Source organism: Streptomyces sp. NPDC085944, from assembly GCF_040686295.1.
In the GTDB taxonomy this organism is placed as follows: Bacteria; Actinomycetota; Actinomycetes; order Streptomycetales; family Streptomycetaceae; genus Streptomyces; species Streptomyces salinarius.
Genome location: NZ_JBFBJX010000022.1, coordinates 1 through 19,342, shown reverse-complemented (window position 1 = coordinate 19,342; position 19,342 = coordinate 1). Strand labels below are relative to the sequence as shown.

General features: G+C 69.3%; 17 protein-coding genes and 1 tRNA gene. 14 read left to right on the top strand and 4 right to left on the bottom strand.

Annotated elements, in window-relative coordinates; all coding sequences use genetic code 11:
* Nucleotides 1–251 precede the first annotated feature (251 nt).
* Both AB0P07_RS31980 and AB0P07_RS31975 read left to right on the top strand, forming a co-directional pair.
* Nucleotides 252–1,037, top strand: coding sequence for an aminotransferase class IV family protein (locus AB0P07_RS31980; RefSeq protein WP_365556693.1), 786 nt, complete (start codon nt 252–254; stop codon nt 1,035–1,037).
* A gap of 18 nt (nt 1,038–1,055) precedes the next feature.
* Nucleotides 1,056–1,964, top strand: coding sequence for an SUMF1/EgtB/PvdO family nonheme iron enzyme (locus tag AB0P07_RS31975; RefSeq protein WP_365556691.1), 909 nt, complete (start codon nt 1,056–1,058; stop codon nt 1,962–1,964).
* Between the two features lie 68 nt (nt 1,965–2,032).
* Here AB0P07_RS31975 and AB0P07_RS31970 read toward each other — a convergent pair whose 3' ends face one another.
* On the bottom strand, nt 2,033–2,422 hold the full coding sequence (locus AB0P07_RS31970; protein WP_365556879.1) for an ATP-binding protein: 390 nt from the start codon (nt 2,420–2,422) through the stop codon (nt 2,033–2,035).
* A 367-nt stretch (nt 2,423–2,789) separates the two neighbouring features.
* On the opposite strand from AB0P07_RS31970, the gene AB0P07_RS31965 reads away from it, so the two are divergent.
* From AB0P07_RS31965 to AB0P07_RS31935, 7 genes are all read left to right on the top strand, one after another.
* Nucleotides 2,790–3,692 carry a helix-turn-helix transcriptional regulator gene (locus AB0P07_RS31965; protein WP_365556689.1) on the top strand — a complete coding sequence of 301 codons (903 nt, stop codon included), beginning with the start codon at nt 2,790–2,792 and terminating at the stop codon, nt 3,690–3,692.
* A gap of 14 nt (nt 3,693–3,706) precedes the next feature.
* Nucleotides 3,707–3,916 (top strand): DUF397 domain-containing protein, encoded by a 210-nt coding sequence (locus tag AB0P07_RS31960; RefSeq protein ID WP_078844744.1) that lies wholly within the window; start codon nt 3,707–3,709, stop codon nt 3,914–3,916.
* Between the two features lie 212 nt (nt 3,917–4,128).
* On the top strand, nt 4,129–5,526 hold the full coding sequence (locus AB0P07_RS31955) for an XRE family transcriptional regulator (RefSeq protein ID WP_365556687.1): 1,398 nt from the start codon (nt 4,129–4,131) through the stop codon (nt 5,524–5,526).
* The gene (locus tag AB0P07_RS31950) at nt 5,523–6,407 is read left to right on the top strand and encodes an aminoglycoside phosphotransferase family protein (RefSeq protein WP_365556686.1); all 885 of its coding nucleotides are present in this window, start codon (nt 5,523–5,525) and stop codon (nt 6,405–6,407) included. The genes AB0P07_RS31955 and AB0P07_RS31950 overlap by 4 nt, the downstream gene beginning before the upstream one ends.
* A gap of 446 nt (nt 6,408–6,853) precedes the next feature.
* The gene (locus AB0P07_RS31945; protein WP_365556685.1) at nt 6,854–7,174 is read left to right on the top strand and encodes a MarR family transcriptional regulator; all 321 of its coding nucleotides are present in this window, start codon (nt 6,854–6,856) and stop codon (nt 7,172–7,174) included.
* A 384-nt stretch (nt 7,175–7,558) separates the two neighbouring features.
* Complete coding sequence (locus AB0P07_RS31940; RefSeq protein WP_365556684.1) at nt 7,559–7,756, top strand: helix-turn-helix domain-containing protein; 198 nt, start codon at nt 7,559–7,561, stop codon at nt 7,754–7,756.
* Entirely contained in the window at nt 7,753–9,147 is a 1,395-nt protein-coding gene (locus tag AB0P07_RS31935) for a tyrosine-type recombinase/integrase (RefSeq protein ID WP_365556682.1), read from the top strand. Before AB0P07_RS31940 ends, AB0P07_RS31935 begins: the two co-directional genes overlap by 4 nt.
* 260 nt (nt 9,148–9,407) lie before the next feature.
* Here AB0P07_RS31935 and AB0P07_RS31930 read toward each other — a convergent pair.
* Nucleotides 9,408–9,483 (bottom strand) — tRNA-Arg (locus AB0P07_RS31930).
* Between the two features lie 329 nt (nt 9,484–9,812).
* Here AB0P07_RS31930 and AB0P07_RS31925 point away from each other — a divergent pair.
* From AB0P07_RS31925 to AB0P07_RS31905, 5 genes are all read left to right on the top strand, one after another.
* Nucleotides 9,813–11,420 (top strand): dynamin family protein, encoded by a 1,608-nt coding sequence (locus AB0P07_RS31925; RefSeq protein ID WP_365556681.1) that lies wholly within the window; start codon nt 9,813–9,815, stop codon nt 11,418–11,420.
* Between the two features lie 954 nt (nt 11,421–12,374).
* Nucleotides 12,375–14,219: a YfjP family GTPase gene (locus tag AB0P07_RS31920; RefSeq protein WP_365556876.1), complete on the top strand. Its 1,845-nt coding sequence runs from the start codon at nt 12,375–12,377 to the stop codon at nt 14,217–14,219.
* Between the two features lie 223 nt (nt 14,220–14,442).
* Nucleotides 14,443–14,934 (top strand): single-stranded DNA-binding protein, encoded by a 492-nt coding sequence (locus AB0P07_RS31915; RefSeq protein WP_365556679.1) that lies wholly within the window; start codon nt 14,443–14,445, stop codon nt 14,932–14,934.
* A 263-nt stretch (nt 14,935–15,197) separates the two neighbouring features.
* Nucleotides 15,198–16,604, top strand: a complete 1,407-nt coding sequence (locus AB0P07_RS31910; RefSeq protein WP_365556677.1) for a Cys-Gln thioester bond-forming surface protein — start codon at nt 15,198–15,200, stop codon at nt 16,602–16,604.
* A 4-nt stretch (nt 16,605–16,608) separates the two neighbouring features.
* Nucleotides 16,609–17,223 (top strand): hypothetical protein, encoded by a 615-nt coding sequence (locus AB0P07_RS31905; RefSeq protein WP_365556675.1) that lies wholly within the window; start codon nt 16,609–16,611, stop codon nt 17,221–17,223.
* Nucleotides 17,224–17,794: 571 nt separating this feature from the next.
* Here the strand turns inward: AB0P07_RS31905 and AB0P07_RS31900 are convergent.
* Nucleotides 17,795–19,057: a tyrosine-type recombinase/integrase gene (locus tag AB0P07_RS31900; RefSeq protein WP_365556673.1), complete on the bottom strand. Its 1,263-nt coding sequence runs from the start codon at nt 19,055–19,057 to the stop codon at nt 17,795–17,797.
* Entirely contained in the window at nt 19,057–19,203 is a 147-nt protein-coding gene (locus AB0P07_RS31895; protein WP_365556671.1) for a DNA-binding protein, read from the bottom strand. The genes AB0P07_RS31900 and AB0P07_RS31895 overlap by 1 nt, the downstream gene beginning before the upstream one ends.
* Nucleotides 19,204–19,342: the final 139 nt, after the last annotated feature.

Sequence of the window (19,342 nt, the reverse complement as noted above, 5' to 3'; positions counted from 1 at the left end):
CAACCAGGGCTGGCCGCGACTCGTGCAGGGCTCATCGGGGTCCTCGGAGGTGGGCTGTGCAGCGGTGGGCGGCACACGGCGCCGTTGCGGCGTGCGGCACCGACCTCGCCGTCGATCACTCGAAGTGACTGCGCGGTGACTAGCGAACACCTCGCCGTGAAGGCTTGGGAATGACTCTCAGATGACGTTGACCCGTCAGTAACCTGAATCGGGGTGCCGCCCGACCGGGCGGTCCTGCCATGCTGGGCGCCATGGCGACTCTCGATGGCAAGCCCGTATCCGCAGACGACCTGCTCTCCCTGGCGCTGACCAACGTCGGGCACTTCACGTCCATGCGCGTCGACACCGACGGGAGCATCCGTGGCCTGACGCTGCACATGGAACGCCTCGTACGGGATTGCAAGATCGTGTGGAACGCAGCCCTGAATACCGACCGTGTGCGCGACTACGTCCGCCAGGCGCTGGAGGGACAGACCCTGCCGTGCGTCGTGCGCGTTTCGATCTATGACCCCAAGGTCGAGATGGGGCACCCGGCCGACGCCAACGAGCCGCACGTTCTCGTGTCCGTACGCGGCGCCGGCGCACTGCCTCCTGCGCCGCTGCGCGCACAGAGCCTGGTGTACGAGCGCGATCTCCCCCAGGTGAAGCACGTCGGCCTGTTCGGAGCCCTTCACACCCGAGGCGCAGCCCAGCGCGCAGGCTTCGACGACGCCCTCTTCGTCGGCCGCGACGGCTTCGTCTCCGAGGGCGGAACCTGGAACGTGGCCTTCGTCGACCAGGAGGGCACCGTGGTGTGGCCCGATGCTCCTGTGCTGCCCGGCGTCACCATGGCCCTGCTCCAACAGCAGCAAGCCGAACACCGCACGGCCACGGTCACCTTGGACCAGGCGAGGGGCATGGCCGCTGCCTTCGCCACGAACACCTCGATCGGTGTCCGGCCGCTTGCCGCGATCGACGACACCGAGTTCCCTGTGGACCATCCCGTCCTGCGGCAGTTGCAGGAGGCGTACCTGTCGATCCCTGGCGAGACTCTGTAAGGCGACATCGTGGCGGGGGTGACTAGGTGGACCGGCCGAGAGGCCGAGTTGCTGCGCATGGCCATGCGCAAGAAGCAGAAGGACTTCGCCGACCTGGTTGGTGTGAACCCGCGCCAGGTCCCACGGTGGAAGCGAAGCGGGGAGACCATCGAGCTTGGGCTCGACAACCAGGCAGCTCTTGACACGCTCCTGGCCCAAGCACCGCCTGACGTCCAGCAGCGGTTCGCTGCGCTGCTGACCGAACGTGCCGCTGCCGAGCACGACGAACGAGCCGAGGAACTGCTGCGCAGGGAGCCGAGTACCCGCCGGCACCCGGTCGACAGGAAGGTGATGGCCCTCGTTGAAGAGGGTATTTACCTCTCGGGGCCCGACAACCGCTCGGTGTGGCTGGAGCCGTTCCTCATCGACGTCTACCCGACGACCAACGAGGACTACGGCAGGTTCGTGCTTGCCACGAATCACCGGCCACCACAGCACTGGCCGGATGGCCGCTGTCCCGTCACTCTGGCCACCCACCCGGTGGTATGGGTCACCTGGCACGACGCGACCGCATACGCCCGCTGGGCCGGTAAGTCGCTGCCCACTGCGCGGCAATGGGAGAAGGCGGCTCGTGGACCACGGGGGCGCATCTACCCCTGGGGCAGCGAGCCGACCGCCGCGAAGGCGAACACGGCTGAGGCCGGCATCGACGCGACGACCCCCGTCTCCCGCTACCAGTCCGGCGTTAGCCCGTTCGGCATCTTCGACCTCTGTGGCAACGTCTGGGAGTGGTGCTCCACCGAGGAAGAGCCTGGCAACGGGCGTTTCCACTTGAAGGGTTCGGCCTTCACCTCTCCGTTCGAACGCGCGGCGCCGTCCCTGCAGAACACGGCCGCCGCGTCGATGAAGGACAACGACACCGGATTCCGCTGTGCCGCGCTCGCGTAATTGGGACTCCTGGTCGATGCTGTTCCACGGGCCTCGGAACGGTGTTCTACCTTCGGCCACCAGCGCCCTCATCGCAGGTGCCCCGAGAGGGGAAAGGCGACAGTGGTGGTGTAGCCGTCGTCGCTGACCTCAATGCGCTGCGCGAAGACCGCGGCCAGGAACATCCCGCGGCCCGAGATGTCGTCCGGGCCCGCGTTCTTCACCATGGCCGGCTGCGGGTTGCTGTCGGTGACCTCCACCCGGATCTCGTTGGCGACCTGCCGAAGGACGAAGCAGACCGATCCTTCACCGTGGACTACCGAGTTCGTGACGAGTTCCGACACCGCGAGGGTGATGCCCTCGGCGTCCCGCTGAGAGATCTTCCACGCCTGGAGTCGGTTGGCTGTGCGGCGGCGCATCTCACCGACTCGCGAGGGGCAAGGAGGAAAGGTTGCTGCGAAGCCAGGGCTCGGGTCCATGCGCAGGTCGGCAGCGGCGCTGAGAAGCGCAGTTGTAGCTGGGCTCATCGGCAGTCTCCCAAGTGACGTGCATGGGGGCGCTCGGCGTCAGGGGTGCGAGTGAAGCGGCGTCGCTACGGTGGTCTCGCGTCCAAGGGTCTGAAGCGGACCGTGAAGCGCGCCTGCTCAACTGCGGTGCAAGTCGATCGAGTTGGAGTATGGGCTCGGGAACGCTCTCCATGTAACGCTCACGGCGGAAGTGTCCGCATGAGACTTCCGGGCTCCATCTGGTGCGTAACCCGGCCTCTGTTCCGCCGTGTAACGTCCCTTGTGGTCGCTACGCGCCAGACAGGACACTGGTCGCACTCGTTCAAGGGGAGCCGCCAGCATGACGAACGCGTCGAAGAGTGCCGCGCTGAACGGCGAGATCGAGTCGGGTCCGACAGCCCGACGCCGCCAGCTCGGCTTTCGCCTGCTCGCGCTGAGGAAGGGTTCCGGTCTCTCGGCCGAGGAGGCTGGCCGGCGGGCAGGCATATCAAAGGCGACGGTCAGCCGATATGAGCAGGCCAAGGGAAATGTGCGGTGGAATCAGGTCAAGCAGCTCGGCGAGGTATACGGAGCCTCACCAGAGGAAACGGCAGAGCTGATCGACCTGGCACAGAACAGTAAGGTCACGGACGGGTGGTGGGTACCCTACGCGGGAAAGCTCTCGGATCCCATGAGGGTGCTGCTGCCGCTTGAGAATGAGGCCAAATCGATCTGGCACCTTTCTAACGGCGTGGTGCCGGGCCTCCTTCAGACGAGGCGCTACGCCGCCGCCATCAAGGCGACGCCGGGCAACACCCTTACGGCGGAAGAGGTGACGGAGTATCTGGACATGCGAATGCAACGCCAACAGATCCTTGCGCGCGTGACGCCACCGACCTACCACTGCGTGCTCGACGAGAGCGTGCTCCGGCGCAACGTCGGGGGCCCCGAAGTCATGGTCGAGCAGCTTGACCTGCTGCTGGACCGGCGAGCAGAGCCGACCATCACGATCCAAGTCCTCCCGTTCAACTCTGGCGCGTACAGCGCAACACTCACCAGCTTCATCGTCTACGGCGGGCCAGATCCGTCCCTCGATGTCATTTTCATCGAAAACGCCGTAGGTTCCCTCTTTCTGGAAGAAGAAGGTTCGCGAGCCGCCTACGAGCGTGCTCGCGCTTTTCTTAGCGAAGAGGCGCTAGACCCCGATTCTTCGGCCGAGTTGATCGCCGAGGCCCGCAAGAGGCACCTGCAAGATCAGAAGTAGCGAGGACAAAATCCGTGGCCGAACAGCCCCAGGAAATCACATGGTTCAAGAGCAGTTACAGCGCCTCACCCGACAATGAATGCGTGGAAGTAGCCAACACGCCGCTGCTGACGTTGGTCCGGGACTCCAAGTGCCCCGACGGCCCGCACACCGGATTCTCACCGGACGCGTGGGCCACATTCACTACCTGCATCGGCTCCATGACGTCGCCCCTACTCAGGTGACGGTGCGCTCGCGCTGTGCGGCCCGGCCCTCGCCATGGGTGCCGGGCCGTCGTGTTTGCGCCACGGGCGCGCCGTTGATGGAGCACCAGCACCGCTGTGGTCGGAGTCGGTTGAGCTCGACCAGTCTCGAAAAAATCCTGTGAACGAGAACCGGGATGCGGACAATCGAAGGGCAGCAGTGCTGTCCGCATCAGGGCGCCGGAGGAGAAGTCATGGCACAGAAGCCCAAGCCCCTGGACGAGACGGCGTCGGTACGCGCATGGTGGGGCAAGGAGCTGCGCAACTGGCGCAACATGCGCAGGATGTCGACGCGCGAGGTCGGCGCAAAGGTGCACCTCAGCGCCACAATGATCGAGCGCATCGAGAAGTGCGAGCGCGAGTGCGACGGCGCGCTGGCCAGCCTCTTGGATGGCGCCGTTGAGGCCGGAGGCGCGCTCACGAGGTTGTGGCGTCTCGTCGAGGAGGAGGCAGCCAGGGAGGCTACGCATGCGGACAAAGTCGCTAGCGAAGTCGATCAGGGTGCCAATGGACCCCGGGCGGAGGGCATGCTGGAACTGAACCCGCCTGTGCTTTCGGAACGGAGCCAGTCAGCTATGGAGCGCCGCGCCTTCTTCTCGCTGGGTGGAGTAGCCGCCCTCGCCCCGACTGCATTCGTCGACCTGCTCCCGTCGTCCGGACCAAACGCACTCCCCAAGTCCGTCCGACCCGAGGACATCCGCCAGGTCCTGACGGCGGCGGACACCCTCGCTGGCTGGGACAACCTCTACGGAGGTGGAGGAATCGTCGGCAGCTCATCCCTGGGTCTGTTCATCTGGGCCAAGGGGCTGCTCGCCGCGAAGTACCCGACTGAGCTGAAGGACGGCCTCTATACCGCTGTCGGGCGTCTTTCCGTCGTGATGGGCGCCAGTGCCTTCGACGCCTACGCCCACGATGACGCGACCGAGCTGCTGCGGTTCGGCACCTGGTGCGCTGAGCAGGGCAACAACTGGCACTTGCGCGCATCGGCACTCAACTGGCGTGCGCGTCACGAAATTTGGCGCGGGCGCCCGGATGAGGGCCTCACCTACGCGGAGAGCGGCCTTCTGCGCTCAGATCGCCTCACGCCGCGTGAGCAGTCCATGCTCCATAACGCCAGGGCGCGGGCGTGGGCGAAGATGCGGGAACCGGATGAGGCGTTGGCCGCGATCAATCAGTCCGACAAGATCTTCGGGCGAGCCCGCGATGGCGAAGACGTACCTTGGATGTCCTACTACGACGACGCGCAGCACCACGGGGACACCGGTCACGCTGCCTTCGATATCGCGCTCATGTCTGGACAGTCGACCGAGTTGGCGATCTCTCGACTCGAGACGGCGATCGAAGGCCATACGGACGCCTATGTACGCTCCCGCGCCCTGTCCGGCACCAAACTGGCCACGCTGACGATGGTCACGGGCGACCCCCAGCAGGCCGTGGCCATCGCGAACCGAGCCCTGGACGAAGTCGGGAAGCTCCGCTCCAAACGCGCAGTCACTGACATGGACGATCTCGCGAGCGCCTCCGCCCGGTATGCTCGCAGGCCCGACGTGGCTGAACTCCGGAGCCGGATCACCACTACGGTCAACGCATGACCACGACGCCCACCGAGGAGTCCTTCGCCGTCCTCGAAGAGGTGGCTGCGGCTGCCGGTCTGTCCGCTGACGGCGCTGAACCCATCCGCCTCGCCGAGAACGACCTGTGGAAGCTCGCTAGCGACGTGGTCGTGCGCATCTCCCGACCGGGCCAGGACGATGTCGCCGCCCGCGAGGTAGCCGTGGCGCGATGGCTTGCCGAGAACAACGTGCCGGCCGTGCGGCCGATATCGAGAGATCAGCCCGTCCAGGCACGTGGTCGCGCGGCGACGTTTTGGGAACTTCTTCCGCCCCATCGGCAGGGCAGTGAAGCTGAACTGGCCCCGCTCCTGCGGCGGATGCACAAACTGCCCAGGCCGACGTTTCCCATCGGGCAGCTGCAGCCGTTCGTTCGTATCGCCGAGCGACTCAGCGCTGCGCGCTGTGCGACCGAGGGTGATAAGACCTGGCTCCTGGGTCGCCTTGACGAACTGAAGGAGCAGTGGTCCGAGCTCCCGCCGGGGCTGCCGCACTGCGTGGTCCATGGAGACGCATGGGGTGGCAACTGTGCAGTGACCGACCAGGGTGCCCTCCTCCTGGACTTCGAACGCACGTCGATGGGGCCGCCCGAATGGGACCTGACCTCAACGGCGGTGGCCTTCGATACCTTCGGCACCCTTTCCGCCGCCCAATACGCCGATTACAGCGAGCAGTACGGCTTTGACGTACGTGACTGGGCGGGGTATCCGACTCTGCGGGGTATCCGGGAACTGCGGCTGGTGACATTCGGGATGCAAACAGCGGACCAGGACGCCGAAGCGCGAGAGCAGGCGCAGTACCGAATCGACTGCGTAAGAGGTCGGGAAGGACGCCGGCCCTGGCATTGGACCGCGGTGGGCTGACGTGTGTCGGCGTGCGCAGGGCTCAGATCGCGGCTGGCCGGACTTCGTCCCCTGGCCGCTGGGATGCCTGCGTACAAGGGTGCAACCGACGCGAAGCGTTCGGTTCCGATGCGACCAGTCCCTAATCGGCGAGGTGGTGCAGTTGCTTCGCGCTGAAGGCGTCGCCTCCCTCCTCCCGCCGAGATGGCCAGACCCCGCCTCGTAGGCCCGAGGTCAGATTCGCCCACGGCAGACGAGAAAGAGCCGTGGGGGACTGGAACCACCCCCGGAGACCATGTCAACGTACAACCTCCCCGGAAAACACCAGGTCAGAGACGCTTCCAACGGTGCGGGTGCCAGCGTGCCGCGCTGGCTCCGTCTCCCGTCTCGCGCCCTGGGCCCTAGCTAAGGAGGCCCACCTGCCGAAGGCCGCACTTCGATCGGTCCGCGTCACTGCTTCGATCCTCATGGCGCTCGGCGCCATGAACGCATGGACCGCCCAGACGAAGGCCGACTACGCCGCCCTCTCCACGGCCCTGTGCCTCTGCGTCTGCGCCGCCGGCCTTTTCGGTGAGGACTTGGCGCAGCGTGGGCATCGCCAAGACCTGGTGGTGCTCGCGCACGTCGCGGCGCACCCCGGCGCCGAAGCCCGAGGTATCGCACGAGCCGTCGGCGGCCCCGAACGCGTCGTGGCTCGCAACCTCAGTCGACTCACCGAGGGCGGGCTTCTCGCCCTGGTGGATGACCACGCGCACCCCGCGCTCAGGTCCTACCGGCTTACCTCGTAGCTCGCGGTTGCGGGGGCGGAATGTAGCCGACGATCCCCGGTTACCGAAACCGGGGATCGTGCAGACCATTGAGGGAGTTCGCACCCGACTGTGCTTGGCGGTGGAGTCGGGGGCGGGCGTAGTCGATCGCGCCGTAAAACGTAAGGAGTTCATGTTCGGCGCACGGTCGCTATTGCCCTGAATCGCGACTCCAATCGGCTCTAGTCAGCGACGCCTCGCTGTGCCGCTGGGGTCTGGCGTTTTGTCTCTGCTCCATCGCGCTCCGCGCCCGTCTGCTAAGGACCTCACTCGCATGTGCCGACTTGTGATACCCCCTGCCCATTTTCATCTCGAGGCGGTAGGCCGTTGCCGCCACGATGCTCGCAGCGGCAACGGGGTGAAGTCATGGCAGTAGCAGTCCGGCCTGGAGCGAAGCTAACCGTCGATGAAGTGTGCGTCGAGTTGGGGGTCGCACGCAGCACCTTCTACGACTGGCGGCAGAAGGGTCGCGGGCCGCGTTGCATCCGACTTCCCAATGGCTCCCTGCGAGTGCGACGTAGCGATTTCGAAAACTGGCTTACTGATTGTGAGGACGCATCTTGATTGATGGCACGTTTGACGTACGGATCTACAACATCGAGCGCCGGACGCGAGCGAACGGATACACCTACAAGGTGATCTGGAAGGTCGGTACCAAGAAGCACAGCAAGACGTACCCGACCAAGGCACTCGCGGATGCCCGTCGCTCCGACCTGTTGACCGCGGTCAAGCGTGGTGAGCCCTTCAGCCACGAGACCGGCCTGCCGATCTCGTACGCCAGCAAGGCGGCAGACATCAATTGGTATGACTTCGCGGTCGAATTCGTCGACAAATCTTGGCCGCGCTTCTCCGCCAACACACGAAAAAACGTCGCCAAGGCTCTGACCCCTGTGACCATCGCCCTGCTCCGCACGCCTCCGAAGCAGTTCGATCCGGTCAAGGTGCGGATGGCACTGCGCGAATGGGCCTTCAACTCCAAGCGCCGGACGAACCCCGAGGAAACGATGCCCGACGACGTGCGCGTCATTCTCGACTGGGTTCAGCGCAACACGCTGTCCATGTCGGCGTGGGAGCAGTCGGACCACGTCGACTCGGTCATATCCGCTCTCGGGACGCTTCTGGATGGCACCGCCGCAGCCGCCAGCTCCGTGTCCCGCAACCGTCGGATCATGAACCTGGTGATGGAGTACGCGGTCCGCCACGGCGTCCTCCGCCAGAACCCACTGCCCAAAGGCAAGGGAAGTGGAGGCGGCGCCCCCAAGGTCGCTCAGGCTATCGACAAGCGGTCTCTGCTGAACCCCGAGCAGGTCACCGCCCTCCTGGCCTGGATCGGCACACGTCCCCTGCGGCGAGGTCCGCTCTACCGAGCCTTCTTCGCGACGCTCTGTTACGCCGGCCTCCGCCCCGAGGAAGCGGTCGCACTTCACGTGAGCGACGCCACGCTGCCGGAAGAGGGCTGGGGCGAGTTCATCGTCCACAGCGCCCGGCCGGAGGTCGGTAGTCAGTGGACCGACAGCGGAGAGCCCCACGATGACCGTGACCTGAAGGGGCGGGCGGAGGGCGACACCCGGACCGTGCCGATCCACCCTGATCTCGTCGCCTTCCTCCGCGAGGTCATCAACAAGTACAAGCTCAAGCCGGCAGACCTCCTCTTCCCTGGAGAGTTCGGCGGCAGGCTGGCGGGCTCGGTCTTTCGGCGCGTCTGGGACAAGGCCCGAGCGGAGGTTCTCCAGCCCCACGAGTACGAGTCGCCGGCGGGCAAGCGCGTGTATGACTGCCGCCACACCTGCCTCACTGCGTGGCTCAACAAGGGCATACCCCCGGCCCAGGTCGCCGAGTGGGCGGGGAACAGCGTTCCCGTGCTGCTGGCCATCTATGCGCGGTGCATCGTCGGCCAGCGGGATAATTACCTGAAGCAGATCCACGACGTCAGGTATGTCAGCGAGGCCGATTAGCCCGGAGCGAGAAGGGCGGTGCCGGGCCCCAGCCCCTGGGGCCCGGCACCGCCCTTTGGCGTTGCCGTGCGGGGCCATTTGGATGCATTTGGCCCCTAGGGACTGGGGGACGCATGGGGGACAGCCACCCGTAGAACCCCGGTCTCAGCCGGTGCCAGCCGGACTCCAGCGCCGTCCGCTGAGCGGCCGTACGCTGGAGGCGCGCGAACGTCAGGCACAGTCTGACCAGGCAAAACGCGGTCCAGCTGACGTGATGCCAGTGGCGCCCCCGGCAGGACTCGAACCTGCGGCCAAGCGCTTAGAAGGCGCCTGCTCTATCCGCTGAGCTACGGGGGCCTGGTGTGGTGGCCTCGGTCGTGGGGTCCGGGTGTGACCGGCCCCTGAGGTCGCCGGGGACAAGGATAGGGCTCCCGGCTCCATGTCCCGGATGCTTCCCCTCCGTGGCTCTATGTGGAGGTTCGGTGAAGCGGTCCTGATAATCGCAGGCAGTTACGAATCGTGCATCGCTTTTGGCTCCTCGCGCATCGGGTGTTGTCCACTCGTTATGCCTGGACTGTCCTCGTGTCCCGGTAGTCCCTTCCGTCCGGAGTATCCGGTCGGCGCGCAGACATGCTCATCATGCCCATATGCTTCAGAATTCCCTCAAAATTGGGCATTCTTCACATGTGGTGACCTTGGACGTACGGCCTCAGCTGCTCGACGCACTCTCCGCCCTGCGCGACCGTGTCGCGGCCGCACGCTTCCCGCTGCCCCTGCCGGGAGCCCCACGCGCGCGTGCCAACCGCGACGAACTGCTCGCCCAGCTCGACGACTACTTGGTACCCCGACTGAAGGAACCCGAGGCGCCGCTGCTGGCCGTCGTGGGCGGATCCACCGGCGCCGGGAAGTCCACCCTGGTGAACTCCCTGGTGGGACGCCGGGTCAGCGAGGCGGGTGTCCTGCGGCCCACCACCCGCACGCCGGTCCTGGTGTGCCACCCGGAGGACCACCACTGGTTCAGCGGCATGCGGGTGCTGCCCGACCTCACGCGCGTGTGGGTGCCCCACCGTGACCCGGACGACGACCTGCTGCTGCCCGGCGAGAATCCCGCGCGCGTGCTGCGCGTCGAGACCGCCGACACCCTGCCGCCCGGCATCGCCCTCCTCGACGCACCCGACATCGACTCCCTTGTCGCCGACAACCGCGTCCTGGCCGCCGAACTGATCTGCGCCGCCGACATCTGGGTGATGGTCACCACGGCCGCCCGATACGCCGACGCCGTCCCCTGGCACCTGCTGCGCACCGCCAAGGAGTACGACGCCACCCTGGTCACGGTGCTCGACCGGGTGCCGCACCAGGTGGTGTCCGAGGTGTCGCGGCAGTACGCGGCCCTGCTCACCAAGGCCGGGCTCGGCGACGTCCCCCGCTTCACCGTCCCCGAACTGCCCGAGTCGGCCTGGGGCGGCGGCCTGCTCCCGGCCAGCGCCGTGGCGCCGCTGCGGACCTGGCTGGTCCAGCGGGCCCAGGAACTCGAGGCCCGGCACCACGCCATGGCCCGTACGGCGCACGGCATCCTGGACTCGCTGAAGTCCCGGATGCCCGAACTGGCCGGCGCCACCGCCGCGCAGTACGCCGCCGCGCTGCGGCTCACCGCCGCCGTCGACGGCGCCTACGACAGCGAGCACGCGCGCGTACGGGGCCGGTTGCAGGCGGGCGCCGTGCTCGCCGGGGACGCGCTCAAGCGCTGGCGGGCCTTTCCCCTCGACTGCACCCCGGAGGAACTCCTCGACTCGCTGGTGGAGAGCCTGAGCGCCCTGCTGCTGTGCGCCGTCACGGCCGCCGACGAACGCGTCGACGAGGCCTGGCGCCAGGAACCGGCAGCGGACGCCCTCGAACTCGCCGCACCCGCCCCCGCGACGGAGAGCGCCGAGCACCGCATCGGGCTGGCCGTACGGCGGTGGCGGCGCGAGTTGGAGGAGTACGCCGAGGAGGAGGTCCGCGAGCTGGACCGCAACCTCGCGCCCGACCCCGGGGTGGTGGCCGGCCTGGTCGCCACCGTGCTGCTGGGCGGCCGGCGCGCGCGTGCCGCCGGGGAGCGGCTCGCCGAGCGGATCGGGGCCCACGGCGCGCTGCGACTGCGCGACCGGGGCGGACGGCTGCTCGACCAGCACGTCGACCGGGTCATGCACGCCGAACGCGAGCGCAGGCTGGCTCCGCTCGACGCCCTGGAGGTGCACCCCGAGCCACAGGCAGAGCTCATCGCCGCGCTGTCCGTACTGCAGAAGGAGAGGTGACCGGTGACCGCCGTCACTGACCAGGACCCCACCGAGCACACGACGAAGGAGGCAGCACGGACGAACCCCACCGACGCTTCCCACTCCGGCGACGACCGGGACAAGGGGGGCGACGGGGGCCATCGGGAAGAGCGGGGCGAGCTGGACTCCCGGGGCGAGCCGGATACCCGCGGGGAGCAGTCTGTCCGGACGGAGCAGGCTGTCCGGGGCCGCCGGGGGCGTCGGGAAGTGGCAGACGCCGGGGATGGACGGAGCGACCTCGAACCGCGAGGCGCCCGGGACCGCGGGACCGGCCGGGGAGAGTCGGACGCCGGGGGAGAGCAGACTGCCCGGGAGGAGCGAGGCATCCGGGGCGCTGCTGTCGAGCGGGACGGGCGGGACTTCCGGGATGCCCGGGACCTCCGGGACGGTGGGGATGCCCGTGACAGCCGGGACTCCCAGGATGCTCGGAACAGCCGGGACGGCCAGGATGCCCGGGACCTCCGGGACGGTCGGGATGCCCGTGACAGCCGGGACTCCCAGGATGCTCGGAACAGCCGGGACGGCCAGGATGCTCGGGACGCCCGGGACGCCCGGGACGCCCGGGATACCCGGGATACCCGGGACGCCCGGGATACCCGGGACGACCTCGAACCGCGAGGCCTGTGGGACCGCCGGAGCCATCGGGACGAGCGAGGCACCCGGGGCGACGCTTCTGTCCAGTGGGACAACGGGGACAACGGGGATAGCCGGGATGACCGGGTCAGCCGGGCCGGCCGGGATGGCGGGGCCGGTCGCATTGACGGGGTCCGCCGGGACGGCCGGGACGACCGGAGCCAGGGCGTCCCTGCCGACAAGGCGGCCCCCCGCGACCACGCCGTGAGTGACCGCGTCGCGCGGGCGCACGTCGACCGCGAGGACGCCACCGGGGAGCGTCGGGGCGCCCGGGAGACCGGGGTCGGCACCGGACGCGGGATGCGTCCGCGCGAGCACGGGAGCGACCGCCCCGGCGGCTCCCGCTCGCGCGTGCGGGACGACGCCGCCGGTGGGCACCGCCGCGCGGACCGTGCCGGGTCCGCCTCGCCCGACGGTCCGTCCGGCGCCGGTGACGGAGAGGGCGCCTGGGGTGACGGGCTGATCGCACGGCGGGTGGACGAGAACGGCGGAGCCGAGCCGTACGCCGTCCTGCCGAGCAGGCCCCCCGCTTCCTCGGCCGCCCTCATGCCGCTCGCCTACGACGGCAACCTCAGATCACGCCTCGACGCCCTGCGCGAGCTGGTGGGGCTCTCCCGGGCCCGGCTCGACAGCGGCACCCTGGCCGAGGCCGGCCGGGTCCTGGACGAGGCCGCCGCGCGGCGCAGGCTCTCCGGGCAGCACACCGTCGTCGCCGTCGCGGGCGCCACCGGCAGCGGCAAGTCACAGCTGTTCAACACCCTCGCCGGGGTGACGATCTCCGAGACCGGCGTCCGCCGGCCGACCACCGCCGCGCCCATCGCGTGCAGTTGGAGCGACGGCGCGGCCAGTCTCCTCGACCGGCTCGGCATCCCCGGCCGGCTGCGCCGCCGTCCGCTCCAGCACCCGGACTCCGAGTCGCCGCTGCGCGGCCTCGTCCTGATCGACCTGCCCGACCACGACTCGGCGGCCGTGCAGCACCGTGAGCAGGTGGACCGCATCCTGGCACTCGTCGACGCCGTCATCTGGGTCGTCGACCCGGAGAAGTACGCCGACGCCCTGATCCACGAGCGCTATCTGCGGCCGATGGCGGGCCACGCCGAGGTCACCTTCGTCGTCCTGAACCAGGTCGACCGGCTGCCCGGCGAGGCCGCCGAGCAGGTCCTCGACGACCTGCGGCGCCTGCTCGACGAGGACGGCATCGCGTTGGGCGAGTACGGCGAACCCGGCGCCGCCGTGCTCGCCCTGTCCGCGCTGACCGGCGAAGGCGTCGGCGAACTGCGCGAGGCACTCGGCCAGTTCGTCGCCGAACGGCAGGCCCCGGCCCGCCGGATCGCGGCCGACGTCGACGCCGCCGCACGGCATCTGCGCCCCGTGTACGTCACCGGGCGGCGCACCGGGCTCAGCGAGGAGGCGCGGGAGGAGTTCGCGGACCGGCTGGCCGACGCGGTCGGCGCCACCGCGGCGGGCGAGGCCGCCGAACGCGCCTGGCTGCGCAACGCCAACCGCGCGTGCGGAACACCCTGGCTACGGCTGTGGCGCTGGTACCACGACCGGCGCGATCCCGTCACGGGACGGCTGCCGTCGCGCACCCAGGCGGACGAGGAGGCCACCGCCCGTCAACGCGTCGAGCACGCGGTGCGCACGGTCTCGGAGCGGGCGTCGGCCGGACTGCCCGCGCCGTGGGCGCAGGCGATGCGCGAGGCGGCCCTCCGCGGCGCCCACGGGCTGCCCGAGGCCCTCGACGAACTGGCGGGACGCACGGCGCCGCCGCCGGGGCGTCCGCCGCGGCCCGGCTGGTGGCCGGTGGCCGTTCTCGCCCAGGCGACCATGACCCTCCTCCAGGTGGTGGGCGGCCTGTGGCTGCTGGGCCAGATCATCGGCATCGTGCCGCCGAACCTGGGCGTACCGGTCCTGCTGATGGTGGCCGGCATCGTCGGCGGCCCCCTCATCGAGTGGAGCTGCCGCCTGGCGGCCCGCGGACCCGCCAGACGCTACGGCCACGAGGCGGAACGCCTGTTGCGGGAGGCGGCCGCGGGGTGCGGCCGGGCCCGGGTGCTGGACCCGCTGGCAGCCGAGTTGCTGCGGTACCGGGAGGTGCGGGAGCAGTACGCGCGGGTCACAGGGGTGGGGGCCGTGCCGAGGTAGGAGGCGCGGCCGCGGTCTTGACGGGCTGTCGGCCACCCGCACGGGTGGCGGAGTTGTCCACAGCCGCCGGGCCGGTCCACAGCCCCCGGCGGACCGGCCCGATCGCGGGCAGTCTGGCCTTCGCGGCGATCGCGAGGGACGCGGTCGCCCCGGCCGTCGTACGGGAGATGCCCGTACGGAAGGCGCCGTACGGGAGGTGCCCGTACGGGAGGGAGGACTCGCGATGAACGAGACGATGATCTGCGCCGTGGGCAACGTGGCCACCCAGCCGGTCTTCCGGGACCTGGCGAACGGACCGTCGGCGCGCTTCCGGCTCGCGGTCACCGCGCGCTACTGGGACCGCGAGAAGAGCGCCTGGACGGACGGCCACACCAACTTCTTCACGGTGTGGGCCAACCGGCAGCTCGCCACCAACGCCTCGGCGTCACTGGCGGTGGGCGACCCCGTCGTCGTGCAGGGCAGGCTGAAGGTGCGCACCGACATCCGCGAGGGGCAGAGCCGGACCTCGGCCGACATCGACGCGGTGGCGATCGGCCACGATCTCTCTCGCGGCACGGCGGCGTTCCGGCGCACCGGCAGGACGGAGGCGTCGGCCTCCCCACCCCAGCCGGAACCCAACTGGGAGACCGCGGCACCGGACCCGGCCGGGGAAGCGACCGGGGAGCCCGCCGCCCCGGCCCCCGAACGGCAACCGGAACCCGTCCCGGTGGCGTGACACCGAGCCCCGGCCGGAACCGCCCGAAGCACGACTTATCGACCCATGCGCCCGAGGCGGTCCCAAGTGGATTTGTCGATAAGCCCTGCTCAACGAGGCTGTCGGCGATAACGATTCCGATTCGGATCACCGTGAGGGCGACGATCACCGGCGGCCCCGGTCCGTCACGTCCTTAGGATGCCGAACGAGCCTTGTACGGCTGCCGATTCTGCTGGTGGGACCGTTCCCCCCACGCCAACGGGTCCTGCTCGAAGGGGAATGTGGTGTTTTCTTCGCTCGCTGTGCCGTCTCTGCCCGGTCGAGGGGCGGTGCGTCTCGCCGCCGGTGCGCTGGTGTCCGCGCTCGCCGTCGCCGGTGTGGTGGTCGGCACGGCTCCGGCCACCGCCGCCCAGGACGGTGCGGCGCGGGGGCAGGGCGGAGCGACGGCCACCATAGGCGGCCTGAAGACGCACGGCACCGCGGTCATTCACGGGGAGGACGGCGACCAGCAGGTCCCGGCCGGCCTGTTCGAGATGTCCGTCGAGGGCGGCGGCATGCTGCAGACGTACTGCGTCGACATCCAGAACCCGACGCAGAAGGACGCCAAGTACCGGGAAACGTCCTGGAGCGCCACGTCACTGGGCACCAACAAGGACGCCGGCCGCGTGCGGTGGATCCTGCAGCACAGCTACCCGCAGGTCAACGACCTCGCCGCGCTCGCGAAGAAGGCGGGCGTCCGCGCGCTCACCGAGGAAGAGGCGGCGGCCGGTACCCAGGTCGCCATCTGGCGCTACTCGGACGACACGGACGTCGAGGCCGTCGACCCGCAGGCGGAGCGGCTCGCCGACTACCTGGAGAAGAACGCCCGCAACCTGGCAGAGCCCGCGGCATCCCTCGCCCTCGACCCGCCGGCCGTCTCGGGCCGTCCCGGTGAGAGGCTGGGCCCGGTGACGGTCCACACCAACGCGGGCGGCGCCGCGGTGACGCCCCCGGTGGGCGCCGCCGACGAGGACGCGGTGCGGATCGTCGACAAGAAGGGCCGGCCCGTCACCGAGGTCACCGACGGCACCCAGCTCTTCTTCGACGTGCCCGAGGACGCGGAGGCCGGCACCGCCCAGCTGTCCGTCCAGGCCTCCACGACCGTGCCGGTCGGCCGCGCCTTCGCCTCGGACAGCCGCAGCCAGACCCAGATCCTGGCCGGCTCCAGCGAGTCGACGGTCGCGGCGACGGCCACCGCCACCTGGGCCGCCGAGGGGGCGGTACCGGCCCTGTCCGCGACGGAGAACTGCACCGAGGGCACCCTGGACCTCACGGCGCTCAACAAGGGCGACGAGCCCTTCACCTTCCAACTCCTGGACACCGAGTACACCATCGCGCCGGGCGAGACCCGTACGGTGCCGGTCCCGCTGCCGGAGGACCGCCCCTACGACTTCACCATCCGCGGCCCGGCCGGCTTCGAACAGCGCTTCGCCGGCGTCCTCGACTGCCGCACCCAGAGCGCCGCCCTCGCGGACACCACCCACCCCCTCAGCGAACCGGCGCCCGCCACGGTCGTCACGCCGTCCCCCAACCCCAACCTCGCCGAAACCGGCAGCTCCGACACGACTCCCCTGATCGGCGGCGCGGCCATCGGCCTGGTCGTGATCGGCGGCGCGGTCCTGCTGCTCGTCCGCCGGAAGAACGAACAGTGACGACGTGCCCCCGTGGCAGAGCGGCCTGATGCAGCCCCACCCGCCGCCGCGGACCCCGACGGCAAAGGACCTCCGCCCCGGGCGTCACTGGTACCTCACCGCGGCCGCGATCGCCGTCGTCCTGACCGCGCTGGGCCTGGTCATCGGCGCGTACCGGCTCGACAACGTGCTCGACGCGGTGGACACGGGACACCAGTTCGCCAACGGCGACACCGTCACCGTGCGGCTCGACCCGGAGAACGAGCGGACGATCTGGGCCAAGTACCCGGGCGTCTCACCCGGCCCGGAGTGCGACATCACCGGCCCGGGCAGCCCGCGTCTCACGGACCCGGGGGCCGACCTCTTCACCACCTACGACGAGACCTGGACCCCGGTCGGCGCCACCGACGTGGAGCGAGCGGGCGACTACACGGTCACCTGCTCCTCCCACGCCCTCTCCCGTTACGCCTTCGGTGACTCCGGAGGCCTCATCTCCTTCGCGGTCGACCTGATCCCGGCCGTCCTCCTCCCCGTCCTCGGCATCACCACGGCCGCCGTCATCATCCTCGTCACCGCAGTCCGCCGCAGAACCCACCGCAACCACCTGCTCACCGCGCCCTCCGCCCCGGCCCACCACTGAACGCCACCCGCGCCCCCGCCGGCCGGCTCAGTCGACAGCCACGCCCAGGCTTCGGCGTATGGCCGCGGACGCTCCCTCCTGCCCCGAGTGCAGGCAGCCCCTGAAGTCGGGCGGTCTTGTGCTGGCCCGAAGAGACGACGACGGCCGGAGGGCCTGCCGATCTCTGTGGCGGTGCGCAGAGCGGCACACCTGGTGGCGGTGGGCCGACCGGCCGGAGAAGCCGCTGGAAGTCTGCGCGGTTCCTGAGGCGTTTTGCTGACATCCTGCTCTGACGCCGCGCTCACATCGATGCCACGGCATCGAGCCGTCGGCGAGCGCGCTGAAGGTGGCGGAGTGCGCGACACCCGGGGGCCGGGCGTCGGTGGGCCGTGCGAGGGTGCCGGAGCCGGTCGACGGCAACCGGCAGTGACAGGTGAGGCTCCGGCGGCGTCCAGGAAACCCCAGGTCAGAGCCCCCGCCCGGAACGCGTTTCCTCACAGCGGTGGCGGTGCGGCAAGATGGGGTGTTACTTACCGCGAGAGGGCATGAAAAGGCCCCTCACCAGCAGGTTTCCCGCCGATGAGGGGCCGTCTCAGGCAGCCTGGGCCGTCTCTGGGCCGTCGTGAGCGTGACCGGCGGCCCGGTACATCGCGGAGATGGCTTTCCGGGTCCGCGTCTCGCTGGACGGCATCAGGTGCGTATAGACCCGGAGGGTGAACCCCGGATCGCTGTGGCCGAGGTAGAGACTCAGTGCCTTGATGCTCTCCCCGGCATCCAGGAGGACCGAGGCATAGAAGTGCCGGAGCGCGTGCATGCCGTGTTCGCGGGCGGCGGCGTAGCGCTTGCCCTTCTCGGGGGCCGGGATGATGCCGGCGGAGGCGAGAGCGGGCTTCCAGGACTGGTCGTTGAACGCCTGGCTCCAGATGGCTGCGCCGATACCGCTGGTGAAGAGGAGCCGGTGAGTGACCTTGGGACCGGTCGGGGTCAGCCAGGGCAGGGTGACGTCCACGGGCGCGAAGGCTGCCATGTGCTCGCGGAGCGCGGTCGACACCTCCGGGTCGAGGGGCACGTCACGGAGCTTGCCGCGCTTCGGCGGGGCGAAGACGAGCGTGCCGCATACTTTCTTGACCTGCTGGCGGACGTAGAGCCAGCCGAGGTCGCCGATGTTGTCGACGGCCAGGCCGAAGATCTCACCCTGTCGGAGTCCGCATCCGGCACCCAGGTCGACCATGGCCCGGTATCGCTTGGGGAGGCCAGCCCGTACGCCGAAGACCTGATCAGCGGACCATGGATGGACGCGTAACGGCGCGGGACGAGGTGCTTTGACAGATCGGGCCCGGCATGGGTTTGAGGCCAGGAGACGGTCATCCACGGCCGCATTGAGCACGGAGGACACCGCGTCGAAGATGAGCCGCCGGTACTGGGCAGACGCCACGGCGTCTTCGAGCTGGCGGTTCCAGTCGCGGATGTGCTCGGGCTGGAACGATCCGATCGGGCGTGTGCCGAGATACGGCAGGGCATGGAGGCGCAGCCTGCCCTCGACGGCGGCCCGGCTCGTGAGGTCGGTTGTAAGCGCGGCGAGCCAGCGGTCCGCGTACTCGCGGAAGGTGACACGGGCCGCCCGCGGGTCGATGTACTGCCCGCGCGCCATGTCGGCTTCGATGTTGGTCAGCCAGGCGTCAGCCAAGCGCTTCTGCTTGTCCGGGAAGCTCTTGGACTTCTCGGTGCCGTCGGGTCCGATGTAGCGGGCCCGATAGCGCATGCCCGATCCGTGGCGGTCGGTCTTGACCCTGCGAGTCTTGCCGTCTGCGCCTACCTCGGTCCGATACCAGCGGTCCTGGATGTGGCCGGCCATCAGGCAGCCCTCCCAAGCTGTGAGTCGACCCAGCACCGCACGTCGTTCGGGTCGAAGCGGAGATGCCGGCCGACGCGGAAGCCGCGGGGACCGGTGCGCTTGCGTCGCCACTGGTAGACCGTCTCGACGCTGGGAAGCTCGAACATCTCGACCAAGTCCTCAGGGGTCAGGAACCTGTTCGGCAGCTCTGAGAGGGCGTTAAGTCCGTTTCTGGTAGCGGCCGCGTCCCGGTTGCTCGAGGAATCCCTGGCGGACGAGTCGTCCCAGGCGGGAGCGGGTTACGTT

What these genes read in the sequence shown, in the direction of transcription:
- AB0P07_RS31980 (WP_365556693.1), top strand. Translation starts at nt 252, where the DNA reads ATGGCGACTCTCGATGGCAAGCCCGTATCCGCAGACGACCTGCTCTCC.
- AB0P07_RS31970 (WP_365556879.1), bottom strand. Translation starts at nt 2,422, where the DNA reads ATGGACCCGAGCCCTGGCTTCGCAGCAACCTTTCCTCCTTGCCCCTCG.
- AB0P07_RS31965 (WP_365556689.1), top strand. Translation starts at nt 2,790, where the DNA reads ATGACGAACGCGTCGAAGAGTGCCGCGCTGAACGGCGAGATCGAGTCG.
- AB0P07_RS31955 (WP_365556687.1), top strand. Translation starts at nt 4,129, where the DNA reads ATGGCACAGAAGCCCAAGCCCCTGGACGAGACGGCGTCGGTACGCGCA.
- AB0P07_RS31950 (WP_365556686.1), top strand. Translation starts at nt 5,523, where the DNA reads ATGACCACGACGCCCACCGAGGAGTCCTTCGCCGTCCTCGAAGAGGTG.
- AB0P07_RS31945 (WP_365556685.1), top strand. Translation starts at nt 6,854, where the DNA reads ATGGCGCTCGGCGCCATGAACGCATGGACCGCCCAGACGAAGGCCGAC.
- AB0P07_RS31940 (WP_365556684.1), top strand. Translation starts at nt 7,559, where the DNA reads ATGGCAGTAGCAGTCCGGCCTGGAGCGAAGCTAACCGTCGATGAAGTG.
- AB0P07_RS31920 (WP_365556876.1), top strand. Translation starts at nt 12,375, where the DNA reads ATGCGTCCGCGCGAGCACGGGAGCGACCGCCCCGGCGGCTCCCGCTCG.
- AB0P07_RS31915 (WP_365556679.1), top strand. Translation starts at nt 14,443, where the DNA reads ATGAACGAGACGATGATCTGCGCCGTGGGCAACGTGGCCACCCAGCCG.
- AB0P07_RS31900 (WP_365556673.1), bottom strand. Translation starts at nt 19,057, where the DNA reads ATGGCCGGCCACATCCAGGACCGCTGGTATCGGACCGAGGTAGGCGCA.
- AB0P07_RS31895 (WP_365556671.1), bottom strand. Translation starts at nt 19,203, where the DNA reads ATGTTCGAGCTTCCCAGCGTCGAGACGGTCTACCAGTGGCGACGCAAG.